The 11,893-nt window shown below is 61.1% G+C and carries 11 protein-coding genes; 2 read left to right on the top strand and 9 right to left on the bottom strand.

Annotation, left to right across the window (positions count from 1 at the left end; genetic code table 11):
* Nucleotides 1-260: 260 nt before the first annotated feature.
* The 9 genes from EQW76_RS23370 to EQW76_RS23330 all read right to left on the bottom strand — a co-directional run bounded on the left by EQW76_RS23370 (nucleotide 261) and on the right by EQW76_RS23330 (nucleotide 8,012).
* Entirely contained in the window at nucleotides 261-1,121 is an 861-nt protein-coding gene (locus tag EQW76_RS23370) for a Pnap_2097 family protein (protein ID WP_143123269.1), read from the bottom strand.
* A gap of 3 nt (nucleotides 1,122-1,124) precedes the next feature.
* Entirely contained in the window at nucleotides 1,125-2,396 is a 1,272-nt protein-coding gene (locus EQW76_RS23365; protein ID WP_142831562.1) for an MSMEG_0569 family flavin-dependent oxidoreductase, read from the bottom strand.
* An 11-nt stretch (nucleotides 2,397-2,407) separates the two neighbouring features.
* A complete protein-coding gene (locus EQW76_RS23360; protein WP_142831561.1) occupies nucleotides 2,408-2,695 on the bottom strand; it encodes an MSMEG_0570 family nitrogen starvation response protein in 288 nt (95 codons plus the stop codon).
* Complete coding sequence (locus tag EQW76_RS23355; RefSeq protein ID WP_142831560.1) at nucleotides 2,688-3,845, bottom strand: MSMEG_0565 family glycosyltransferase; 1,158 nt, start codon at nucleotides 3,843-3,845, stop codon at nucleotides 2,688-2,690. The genes EQW76_RS23360 and EQW76_RS23355 overlap by 8 nt, the downstream gene beginning before the upstream one ends.
* Nucleotides 3,842-4,816 carry a sll0787 family AIR synthase-like protein gene (locus EQW76_RS23350; protein ID WP_142831569.1) on the bottom strand — a complete coding sequence of 325 codons (975 nt, stop codon included), beginning with the start codon at nucleotides 4,814-4,816 and terminating at the stop codon, nucleotides 3,842-3,844. Before EQW76_RS23350 ends, EQW76_RS23355 begins: the two co-directional genes overlap by 4 nt.
* A gap of 2 nt (nucleotides 4,817-4,818) precedes the next feature.
* On the bottom strand, nucleotides 4,819-5,361 hold the full coding sequence (locus EQW76_RS23345) for an MSMEG_0567/Sll0786 family nitrogen starvation N-acetyltransferase (protein ID WP_142831559.1): 543 nt from the start codon (nucleotides 5,359-5,361) through the stop codon (nucleotides 4,819-4,821).
* A complete protein-coding gene (locus tag EQW76_RS23340) occupies nucleotides 5,358-6,476 on the bottom strand; it encodes an MSMEG_0568 family radical SAM protein (protein ID WP_142831558.1) in 1,119 nt (372 codons plus the stop codon). The genes EQW76_RS23345 and EQW76_RS23340 overlap by 4 nt, the downstream gene beginning before the upstream one ends.
* Nucleotides 6,403-7,446 carry a Nit6803 family nitrilase gene (locus tag EQW76_RS23335; protein WP_142831557.1) on the bottom strand — a complete coding sequence of 348 codons (1,044 nt, stop codon included), beginning with the start codon at nucleotides 7,444-7,446 and terminating at the stop codon, nucleotides 6,403-6,405. The genes EQW76_RS23340 and EQW76_RS23335 overlap by 74 nt, the downstream gene beginning before the upstream one ends.
* A gap of 83 nt (nucleotides 7,447-7,529) precedes the next feature.
* Nucleotides 7,530-8,012, bottom strand: a complete 483-nt coding sequence (locus tag EQW76_RS23330) for an MSMEG_0572/Sll0783 family nitrogen starvation response protein (protein ID WP_142831556.1) — start codon at nucleotides 8,010-8,012, stop codon at nucleotides 7,530-7,532.
* A gap of 366 nt (nucleotides 8,013-8,378) precedes the next feature.
* Here EQW76_RS23330 and EQW76_RS23325 point away from each other — a divergent pair, with 366 nt between their 5' ends.
* On the top strand, nucleotides 8,379-9,782 hold the full coding sequence (locus tag EQW76_RS23325; protein ID WP_142831555.1) for a PLP-dependent aminotransferase family protein: 1,404 nt from the start codon (nucleotides 8,379-8,381) through the stop codon (nucleotides 9,780-9,782).
* A 147-nt stretch (nucleotides 9,783-9,929) separates the two neighbouring features.
* Nucleotides 9,930-11,651 (top strand): ubiquinone-dependent pyruvate dehydrogenase, encoded by a 1,722-nt coding sequence (gene poxB / locus EQW76_RS23320; RefSeq protein WP_142831554.1) that lies wholly within the window; start codon nucleotides 9,930-9,932, stop codon nucleotides 11,649-11,651.
* Nucleotides 11,652-11,893 lie beyond the last annotated feature (242 nt).

The following is an 11,893-nucleotide window of genomic DNA, read 5'->3' as shown; positions in this document are numbered from 1 at the left end:
GGCTCATAACCTGAAGGCCGCAGGTTCAAATCCTGCCCCCGCAACCAAATCCCAATCAAACATCAATGCACCAGCACAGCACCACCAAGCCCGCGTCATAATGACAGCGGGCCGCTCCGCGTTCGGGCGTCGGCCACCATATCAGCGCTTCGCGCTTTGTTGCCCGTGGGGATCCGGTATTCGCAACCCAAATCTCTCACTGCATGCATGACGGCGATATCACTAGGCCCGCGTCATAACGAACGCGGGCCGTTTGGCGTTCAGGCTACTTCGTTACATCTTATGAACATCGTGGCGATGACTTTTCCTGTCGTTCGGCGGAGTTGACCGTAAAAGGTTTCAGTTTGGGCGTTGCAGCAGAGGAGGTCGAAAAAGACGGTTTCGTTTGTCTCTATGTTTCGTAGAAAGAAAACCTCGCGGTGGGTGGTTGGCGGCTTGTCTGGAATGAAAGTCTCGAGTGCGCGCTCGGCCATGGCCTGGAATTCTGCGAAATAGAATAGGCCTGCTCCGTTGAATTCCTGTGACGGGCTGGGCGTGAAGCCGAACGTCTGCAGCGGTTTCGCGGCGATGACGGGCAGGCCCCAGTGTTGGTCGAACCGGCGGTTACGAAGATCGGTGGCAGTTTTTGAAAGCTGGCTGGGTTTGTAGATCTCCGGTCTGGGTTTGCTGACCGCGACACGGGCGATGGAGCGATTGCAGCCCTCGGTTCGCCGATGCACGAACGTGGAAATCAGTTCGGCGTTTCCGATGTGTCTGCCCTTGACGGAGAGTTCGTGGGTCGTGGACGTCTGCGTCATCGAGACTGCTGACAGCTTTGAGCGTATCGTCAGGATGTCGTTTGCCTTCACGTCGCCGAACCCCTCGGCTTTCAGCGAGGTGGCGCAAATGGCGGCGTAGGCTTCGTTTCCTTCGGCTGTTCGGAAATCGGCATTCTCCATGTCCAGTTCGCGCGCCAGCATCAGCCAGTGGCGATGCCCCAGTTCTTTCATCAGCCATGTTTCCGACAGGCCGTATGGCGTCAGATGTGGCATGCCGATCAGGAGATAAGGATCGAGCGCGCGGTCCACGAGGTCACGCGGAGAGCGCTCCCCGAGCCCGGGCGTCCGCAAGGCAATGTTCATCGGTCAGCCACTCGCTGCTTGCTTCAACGGACTGCCGGCCCGATCGAGATGCCTTGCGAGGTGGCCGACGACATATTCGGCATCGCGGCCGACGGCGAGGAAGCGGCCGGAGCCCCAGGTCCAGAGCCAGGGAAGGCCTAGAACGTAGACGCCGGCGATACCCGTGACGCCGCGTTGCTGTACGGGATAGCCCGTGCCGTCGAAGAACGGCAGGCCGACATAGGACCAGTCGGGAGTAAATCCCGTCGCCCAGATGACGCAGGTGACGCCCTCGGCCTCGAGATCGAGTTCTCCTGGCTCGGCGTCGGGCTCCCACAGGGGAACATAAGGGCTGCCGTCCGGGGCTTCGATGCGCTTTTCAGCGATGTGGCGATCAATGAGGGCGTTGATGCCATTGTAGACGCGGTCGGCGTTGTCGAGGTTGGCCTTTAGGTTCGGCTCGAACAGCATTTTTCCGTCCGAGACGCCGGTCATCCGCCCGTAAAGCGACATTCCTTCGAGGGCGAACTTGCGCAGGTCGATGTCGCGTCCGCCATCCCGGCCTGTCAGATAGTGATTTGTATCGTGCTTCTTCTTCGTCATCCCGTCATGAGCAATAGTGATGTCGTATTGGCCGATATCGGCCAGCCAGTCGACGACGTCGCGGCCGCGATAGAAGCGGGCGCAGCGTGGCGCATTGCCAGTAACCATGTGGACCTTGCGGCCGGCGAGATGCAGGTCTTCGGCGATCTGGCAACCGGACTGGCCGGAGCCGACGACGATGACGGCGCCCTCGGGAAGTTGCGCGGCATTGCGATAATCTGCCGTATGGACCTGAGTGATGGTCGCGGGAAGTCGCTCTGCGGCGCGCGGCACGAACGGCCGGCTGTAGAGGCTTGTTGCAAGCACGACGCTGTCGGCGGTGACATTGCCGGCAGACGTTTCGAGGCGGAAAACGTCGCCGGTCTTTTCGAGCGCCGTGACGCGTGTGCCTTCGAGGACGGGGGCATCCACCTTTTTCACGAAGCGCTCGAGATAGGCGAGGATCTCGTCCTTGACCATGAAACCGTGAGGATCGGGGCCGTCATAGGGATGGTCCGGAAGCTGGCATTGCCAGTTCGGCGTGACAAGGCAAAAGGCATCCCAGCGCTCGTTCTGCCATTTGTGGGCGACTGTTTTCGCCTCGAAGACGACGTGGTCTATGCCGTGCTTCTTGAGGTAGTGGCTGGCGGAAAGGCCGGCCTGTCCGCCACCGACGACGACGGTGCTGTAATGGGTGTTGAGGGACCGGGTCATCGGATGTCCTTTCACAGGATGAAGCTTTTGCAGCGGATGCGGGCATCCTCGCCGGCAAGGAAAGGTTCGGCTGCGCTTTCGATGCGGGCGAGCTGGTCGTTTGCTGCCGAGCAGGCGAACCCATACTTCGCCTCGACTCGATCGCTGGCGATGGTCAGTGCCTTGCGACTGCGCTCGACAAAATCAGCCACCGGATAGCTTTCGCCCTCGGCAAGGAAATCACGGATGATCAGCGACGGCGAATAGCAGGTCTCGTCTGTGCCATCGGGCCAGGTGATCACGAAGCGCATTTCAGGCATTTGCTGCCTCCTTCAAAGTTGCATAGGTGGAAAGGTGGGCTTCGGCGACGCGGCGCCAGGAGAACCTGCCGGCCACTTCCAGTCCACGGGCGATGATGCGGTCGCGGATCTTCGGCACCAGCGACAGTGCCATGGCCTCGGCGATGGAGGCGGAATGGTGGGGGTCGCACCAGATGGCGTCTTCGCTGCAGAGATATTCGGTAAACGGCGCAATGGAGGGGACGATTGCAGGCGTGCCGCTGGCCATCGCCTCCAGCACGACGAGCCCGAATCCCTCCTTGAGCGACGGGAACACCAGGGCATCGGCGAGCCGATAGAGGTTCGGCATGTCGTCGTCGGACACCGCGCCGATGATATGCACGGCAGAGGCATCGTCGTGCAGGCTGCGCAGGTGAGAGTGGAATTCCTCATGGTAGGCGCTGTGGTCCAGCAGGGAGACGCCGCCGGCGATGACAAGTTGCGCATCGGGCTTGACGGCGCGCAACTGACGGAAGGCATCGAGGATTCCGATCGTGTTCTTGCGCGCCTCGATGCCGCCAATGCTGAGGAAAACGGGGCCGGGCTGCAGGCCGATACGATCGTGCAGTGCTGCCTGCTCGCCACTCCAGGCCGGGGCGAAGCGTTGGGTATCGACCCCGTTTCCGACGACGGTGGACGTGATGCCGTGTTGTGTCTGCAAGGCTGTCTGCCAGAGGGCGCTGACTGCGAAAAAGGCATTGGCGCTGGTGATCGAGCGGTCCTGCAGCGCCATGAGACGCGGATCGGCGAACTGGTCGATATGATGGACCGTGCGGACAAAGGCGGGGATCATGCCGCGCGCCTTGAGCGTCACCAGGGCATTTCCGGAAATGCCGTCATGCGCGTGGAAAATGTCAAATTCTCCCGCGCCCGCTCGTTCGAAATAGCTGACGTAATCCTCGATGCGCTGCTCGACCATGGCCGTCATGTCTGTTGCGGCGGGTTGGACTTTAAAGCCTGCTGTCTCGCAGGCGGTTGGGCGGAAAAAGCCGGTGCCTTTCGTATCGGGTGCGTGGAGCACGACCTCGTGCCCCGTCGCCGTCAATGCCTCGGATAGCTGCATGGCATGGACTACACCTCCGCGCGGGTTGGTGGAGTGCGTCAGCATGGCGATGCGCAAAGGCCGGGTCATGCCGCAACCTCGCCAGGCCGAAGTTGCATCAGGGGCGTTTCGGCGTAATCGCGGATGACGATCCGCTCGCTGCCATCGGTGATCGTCACCGTAGTTGCCGCTGTCACCGTGCCGATGGCGTCGGCTGTGATGCTGCGGGCGGAGAAAAGGGCGAGCACGGCACCGAGGTTCTCCGGCGCGACCGAAAGCAGGTATCCGTAGCTGGGGAAGGTTGCCAGCCAACGCTCGAGGATGATGCCATCGGGCAGGCGGATCGCTGACACGTCGATGTCGATACCAATGCCGGAACATTCCGCCAGCATGATAGCCGTGCCGACGATACCGCCCTGGCTGATGTCCTTGGCGGCAAGGCAAAGACCAGCTTCCGCGATCCGCGCCATGATTTCGAGGTCGCCGCGCAGCCGTTCCGGAGGCGCTTCGGTTGCGGCCTCCCAGTTGTCGAAAGGCAAGCGATAGCGGCCGCGATGATCGATGGCGGCCACCAGCACATCGCCGGGTCTTGCATCGAAACTGGTCAGAAGCCGTTTTGCCCTGCCGAGGATGGCGACGGATAGCTGGCTGCGATCGGTGCGGATATTGGTGTGGCCGCCGACGATCGGCACGCCGTAGGCTTCCGCCGCTGCGCGCATGCCAGCGAGAACCGGGGCCGCGCCGGCCTCTCCATCTGCCCAGATGGCATCGACGACCGCGACTGGCCGCCCACCCATTGCGGCGATATCCGATATATTGACCATGACGCCGCACCATCCTGCAAACCACGGATCGGCAGCGACGAAAGCGTTCATGAAGCCCTCGATGGCAAACAGCAGGTATTCGTTACCATCCGGCAAGGCCGCGCAGTCGTCGCCAACCGGGACGGATTGCGTCTTGACGCCGAGAGCCGCTGTGATGGCGTCGATATCGTGCTTGGCAGCGATGCCTTTGCTGGCCCCTAGTGTCTCGGCGATTGCCTTGAGATCGATGGCTGGCATCGTCACGCGGCCCTCTTTGCAAGAGCGACGAAACCGGCCTTTGGCGTCGTGCAAGGCGGATAGTAAGTGAGGTCCGCTTTCATGCGCAGATGCGGTTTTCCGTAAATTTCGAACTCCTCGACGACATCCCAGTGCAGGCGGCGGAAGAGCAGGCCGTTCTGGATCTGCACGTTGGCGAGAAACGTGTGGCAGCCCATGGCGTTGGCGGAGGATACGGCGAGCTTGATCAACGTTGCGCCCAGCGCGCCGATCCTGCGGAAATCTTCATGCACGGCAAGTCGCGAGCCCCACCAGAGGCCCGGTTCTGCCTGATGGATTCGCACCGACCCTACGAGCCGGTCGGCAGCTATGCCGAGCATCGACAGGGCGACGATGGAGATGGCGTGATTGTCGATCTCATCGCGATCGTCGCCATCGAAGAGTTTCTGCTCACGGCAGAAGACGTCGCGGCGAAGGGCATGGGCCTGGCGGCGCTCCCAGTCGGATGTCGCGAACTTCACCTGGAATTCACCGGTGCGGAAGGGTGCAAACGGTTCGATCATCATCTGGTCAGCATCCTTTCATAGGTCGAAAGAGCGGAGCAGGCGCCGCACTTGCCGCAGCCAGCCTTGATGTCGACCGCCTTTAGGCCGGTTTCGACGAGCATCTTCGACAGCGGCCCGAGGATCGAATGCATGAATTCCGGTTTCGGGGCAGGGTGGCTTTCGAGCGGCGTTCCGGAGATCGGCACGAAGGGCACGACAAAGGGATAGACACCGATCGCCACGAGCTCCCTGCAGATATCGAGGATCGCTTCGCGCGTGTCGCCGAGGCCCGCCAGGATATAGGTCGAGACCTGGCCGCGCCCGAAGACATCGACCGCTGCCTTGAACGAAGCCATGTATTTCCCGATGCTGACCTGCGCCTTGCCGGGCATGATCCGAGCCCGTAGCTCGGGTGTGACGACTTCCAGATGCATGCCGAGCGCATCGACGCCGGCGTCCTTCATGCGCGAAAACCAGATGTCGTCTTCCGGCGGTTCGCATTGAGCCTGGATCGGAATATCGACTGCGGCCTTGATGGCGCGGGCGCTTTCCGCAAGCACCGCAGCACCGCGGTCGTCGCCTTTCGGCGTGCCGGTCGTCATCACCATGTGCTTGACGCCATCGAGCTCGACGGCGGCCCTTGCGACCTCGGCCAGTTGCGCCGGGGTCTTGTGGGCGACGGTGCGGCCTGCCGCGAGTGACTGGCCAATGGCGCAGAACTGACAGGTTTTCGTCCGGCTCTGGTAGCGAATGCAGGTCTGCAGCACGGTTGTCGCCAGCACGTCGCGTCCATGAAGTACGGCGATCTGCGAGTAGGGGACGCCGTCTGCCGTCGACAAATCGTAGAAACGTGGACGCAGCGGAAAGGACACCTCGCCGATGACAACGCCATCGCGACTGATGCGGCTGTTTCCGGTCTCATCCGGCTTTTCCACGAGATAGGGGCTTTCGAACGCCGGCGCGGTGTGCACGGGGACCATCACCGTCATTCCGTCGATCGTCAGCGCCTTATGGTCGGAAGGACCGGCGCCACCGCGACGGCTTTCGTGACCGGCCTTCGGATCAACCAGCCTGGCGCCGAACGACTGCAGCTCGTTGATCAGGGTTTCCGTCGAAAGCTGAGGTGTGGTGTTCATCGATCGTGCTCCTTGCCGGTGCGGTTTCGAGAGAAAGATATGAGGTGACCATGGGGGAAGCGGGCCGATCGTCGATCACCAGATGCAGCAGCTCGGGGCGCGCGTAGTGACCGACCGAGTCCATCATTCGCTTGCGCTTGACGATCAGGCTCATGTCGAGATCGGCAATCAGGATGCCTTCACCCTCCGTAATCGGCGGAGCGAGGTGCTTGCCCTCGGGTGATATAATCGCCGTCATGCAGCCACCGCGCAGTGCTTTCTGCAGACCTTCGTCCGGTGTGATCGAGGCGATCTGTTCGTCTGACAGCCAGCCGGTGGAATTCACGACGAAACAGCCGCTTTCCAGCGCGTGGTGACGGATGGTCACCTCCATCTGGTCGGCAAAGATCGGGCCGACCATGGAACCCGGAAATTGCGCGATGTGAATTTCCTCGTGCTGGGCCATCAGCGCGTAGCGGGCGAGCGGATTGTAATGCTCCCAGCAGGCCAGCGCGCCAACACGACCGATGCTGCTGTCCACGACCTTCAGGCCGGACCCATCGCCTTGTCCCCATATCATCCGCTCGTGGAAGGTCGGGGTGATCTTGCGTCTCTTCAGAATGAGGGTGCCATCTGCGTCGAACACCAGCTGCGTATTGTAGAGCGTGCCCCGATCCCGCTCGTTGACGCCGAGAGCGACGACGATGCCGTGCTCGCGCGCGGCCGAGGCAACCGCATCCGTTGCGGGGCTCGGAACCGTAACGGCTTCCTCGTAGAGCCGGATATGCTCACGACCGGACAGGACTGGCGGTAGGACGAAGGAAAAATAGGGATACCAAGGGACGAACGTCTCGGGAAAGACGATCAGTTCGGCGCCCTTCGAGGCGGCATCGCGGATCGTTTCCAGCACGCGGGCGAGCGTCTTGTCCCGCGAGGTCAGGTCCGGTGCAATCTGCGCGGCTGCTGCCCGGACAGTTCTGCTTTTCTCCATGACGAATTCCTTGGATTGAGGGAAGGAGGCGAAGGCGATCCGCCTCCCGGGATGGACTGCCGAGATCGGCAGCGCTTGCTGGGTCAGAGCGTCCAGGTGTCGAGAATGACCGCGCCGGCGCGCCGGTGGATCAACATCAGGTCGAGCACATCCAGCGGACTGATGGGCGTGATCCCCGGGATCAGTGCCGGCTCTCCGTGGCCATAAAGGGCCTGCAGCGCGAAACGGCAGGCATAGACCTTGCCGCCTTCCTCGAGGAAGCCCTTGATCTGGTTATTGAAATTGAGGTGCCCCGGAAAAGCTTCGGCGCCGAGCTTGGGGAAGCCGCGCTGGATGCCGAGCGTCACGCCCGGGCCGTAGAGCAGAATGGACGTGTCGTAGCCCTTGCGCTTCAGGCGTTTGGCCTGCAGCAGGTTGACGAGGCCGATGGACCCTTCGAAGGCGACGGTGTGGAAGGTGACGAGCGCTTTTTCGCCCTCGTTGGCCTGGATGTCCTCAAAAACCTTCTCTTCGTAATCGACGAAAAAGTCTCCGTCGGCGTGGGCCGGTGCTGTGATTGCTGGCATGTTTGGCTCCTGTTTTGACGTCGGCCCTGCGATGGGCGCCATCTTTCATTTGCAAAGGACGTGCCAGTACGCTTTATGCCTAATATACGTTCAAAAGGGCCAAAATTGCAGTCAATAAACCAGTCAACTTGTCAATCCGAGCGATTGCCTCGTCATATCCAAGGCAATCGTCTGCCAAAAATCCGTGCTTATCGAACTACTTTTGGTGCAGTCAATATACAGTCACTAAAAGCTTGAGGCGTCGCGGGCGCGAGACTGGAAGGGCCTACGTGCGATATAATTACATTTTTACGTGGCTGGTGTGGTTGACACGGCGGATAGGGAAAGCAACAATCTGCAGTCAATCATGCAATACGACGAGCATCCATGAAAACCTGGCTTCCAGATCTCTCCCGCAGCAACGGTCCCCGCTATATGGTGATCGCCGACGTCATCGAAATGGATCTGAGGAGCGGCAAGCTTCTGGTCGGCGACAGGCTGCCTCCGCAACGCGAACTCGCAAAACAGCTTTCCATGGATTTCACGACGGTGGCGCGCGGTTATGTCGAGGCGCAGAAGCGCGGTCTTGTCACAACCCATGTGGGACGCGGGACCTTTGTGACGGGTGGACGGGAAAAAGAACGGCGCGGGTTCATCGCCGATGCCGCGCTCGATAGCCGGCGCACATCCGTCGTCGATTTCTCGATGAACATGCCGCCGGAGCCGGAAGATCCGGCTCTTCTCGCCCGCATGCAGGAAGGGCTTTCCGCTGTTGCCACCAACCTGATCCCGCTGTTGCGCTATCAAGGTTTCGGAGGTGCCGGGATCGACAAGGAAGCGGCGGCGTCTTGGCTTAGTCGGCGCGGTCTTGTGCCGTCCCAGGAGCGAATCTTCGTAACGCCCGGAGCACATCCGGCTCTTCTGGCGATTTTCGGGCTTCTCGCCAAGTCGGGCGAAACGGTGCTTTCGGAAAACATCACCTATCCCGGCATGCGTTCGATCGCAGCCCAGCTGCGCCTCAATCTGGTCGGCCTGCCAATGGACGAGCTGGGCATTATTCCTGCCGCATTCGCTGAGGTCTGCAAGACCGGCAAGCCGAAGGCGCTGTATCTCAATCCCACGCTGCAAAATCCGATGACGCTGACCATCCCCGAGAAGCGTCGGGAGGAAATCTGCGCGGTTGCTCGCAAATACCATGTCCCGATCGTCGAGGACGATGCCTACGGGTTCATTCCCCTGCACAGTCCGGCACCCCTTGCCGCCATGGCGCCGGATCTCACATGGCATATCGGCGGATTGGCAAAGTGCATCGGCGCCGGCCTTCGTCTTGCCTATGTCGTCGTGCCCGATACCAAGGCTGCCTGGCCCTTCGCCAGTGCCATGCGTGCCGCAAGCGTCATGGCGTCGCCGTTGTCTGCCGCCCTTGCCACACGCTGGATCGAGGACGGGACAGCCGACAGCATCCTTCGCTTCATCCGCAGCGAGGCCGCAGCCCGCCAGGCGCTTGTCGCGGAACTCCTGCCGCCTGGGAGCTACAAGAGCGATCCCATCAGTTTCAACATATGGCTTCCGCTCATCGGGGGATGGACACGTTCGACGTTCGGGACACATATGCGCTCGTCCGGCATCGGCGTCGTTGCCAGCGATGCATTCACCGTCGACGGTCCGGCCGAGGAAGCCGTTCGCGTCTGCCTCGGCGGCCCGATCCGTCGCGATACGCTGAAAGGCGCGCTGGAATTCATGGGGCATGCGCTCGAAGGCTCGCCCCAAACGGCCGGCGCTTTCTTCTGACCGACTTGCCGGCCGCAGCCCGGGCAAGCCTGAGCTTGGGGTTCCTGGCTATAATGCATCCCCGATATGCGTTTTACGCGCGTGCGAGCTGCCTTGCCGTCCAGCGGAACCCGCCTAGGTTATTTTGAAACCAGACAGGAGAGTTCGATGTCAAGAACGGTGGCCGATTACATCGCAGAGGCCCTCCAGCAGCAGGGGGTGAAGCGCATCTACGGCGTTGTCGGCGATTCCCTGAACGGCTTTACCGATTCTCTCAGGCGCCTGAAGACGATCGACTGGGTGCACGTCCGTCATGAGGAAGGTGCTGCATTCGCAGCCGGTGCCGAGGCGCATCTGACCGGCGAACTCGCCGTTTGCGCAGGCAGCTGCGGCCCCGGCAACTTGCACCTCATAAACGGCCTTTTCGACTGCCACCGCAGCGGGGTGCCGGTGCTCGCAATTGCAGCGCATATCCCGAGCTCGGAAATCGGTATCGATTACTTCCAGGCAACGCATCCCGAGCATCTGTTCAAGGAATGCAGCCACTATGTTGAGCTGGTATCGAATCCCGACCAGCTTCCGCAGATCCTTGCCCGGGCGATGAGGGTGGCGGTTGGCAGGAAAGGCGTGGCAGTCGTCGTCATTCCGGGGGACGTCGCCCTGAAGCAGACCAAGGCAGTCGTGCCGGCGTGGCTCACGCCGAAGATGCCGAAGGTGATCCCCGACGCGTCGGAGGTCGCCAAGCTCGTGGAAATCCTGAATTCCTCGAAAAAGGTGGCTTTGATGTGCGGCGCGGGGTGCGCCGGGCTGCATGACGAGGTCGTCGAGCTTGCAGCCCGGCTGAAAGCTCCGATCATCCACTCGCTCCGGGGCAAGGAATATCTGGAGTATGACAACCCCTACGATGTCGGCATGACCGGCCTCGTCGGCTTCTCCTCGGGCTACGCTGCGATGAAGGAGTGCGATGCATTGCTTCTGCTCGGCACCGATTTCCCCTACCGTCAGTTCTATCCCGAAAAGGCGCTGATCGCGCAGGTCGATGTCCGGCCGGAAGCGCTGGGCAACCGCTGCAGGCTGGATGTCGGCATACTGGGCGATGTCGCGTCGACCTTGAGGCTGCTGATGCCCCATCTGACGGAAAAGACCGACCGCCGCTTTCTCGACAATGCGCTTGCCCACTACGCGAAGGCGCGCAAGGAGCTCGATGCGCTGGCGGTGCCAGATCCGGAAAGCGGCACAATCCATCCGCAATATCTGACGCGGTTGGTCAGCGAACTGGCGGCTGAAGACGCCATTTTCACCTGCGACGTGGGAACCCCGATTGCCTGGACGGCTCGCTATCTCAAGATGAACGGCAAGCGCCGGCTGGTCGGCTCCTTCAACCACGGCTCGATGGCAAACGCCCTGCTGCATTCCATCGGTGCCCAGTCAGCTTTCCCAGAACGCCAGGTCATCTCGATGTCGGGGGATGGCGGCTTCACCATGATGATGGGCGACTTCATCACCCTTACCCAGATGCAGCTGCCTGTCAAAGTCATCGTCCTCAACAACGGTACGCTCGGCTTTGTCGAGATGGAAATGAAGGCGGGCGGGTTCCTCGATGTAGGCTGTGACCTCAAGAACCCCAACTTTGCGGCGATGGCTGAAGCCATGGGCATAAAGGGTATCCGGGTGGAGAGGCCGCTGGATCTCGAAGCAGCGTTGCGGGAGGCGCTGGCCCATGACGGTCCGGTGCTCGTCGACGTGGTCAGCGCCCGGCAGGAGCTTGTGATGCCACCGAAGACGACGTTCGGCGAGGCCTTCAATTTTGGTCTCTTCATGATGGCAGCCGTGCTGGACGGAAGAGCGAACCAGCTCGTGGACCTCGCCAAGGCCAACCTCAAACGATGATCGCCCCGGGTGCCTGCCGCAGACTATACCGTTTCAGGAGTGGAATGCGGCAGCCTGGTGTGAGCGCCGCAATCCGGTCTGCGTTATGCGCCGGATCTCTTTTGTTGTAGATATAGGCGCCGAAACACGAAGGCGCCCCAAATTTTGCAGATGATTTGACGCCTTTCCTGATGCTTACTGTAAGAGATAGTTAGTATCCGTCTTTATGTATTCAGTAATGAGTCTATGGAGGCGTATAATTT

Origin of the sequence: Rhizobium sp. rho-13.1, assembly GCF_007000305.1 — a bacterium.
Taxonomy (GTDB): Bacteria; Pseudomonadota; Alphaproteobacteria; order Rhizobiales; family Rhizobiaceae; genus Rhizobium; species Rhizobium rhododendri.
Note: the sequence above shows the minus strand (reverse complement) of the source record. Positions and strands in the feature narration are given on the sequence as shown.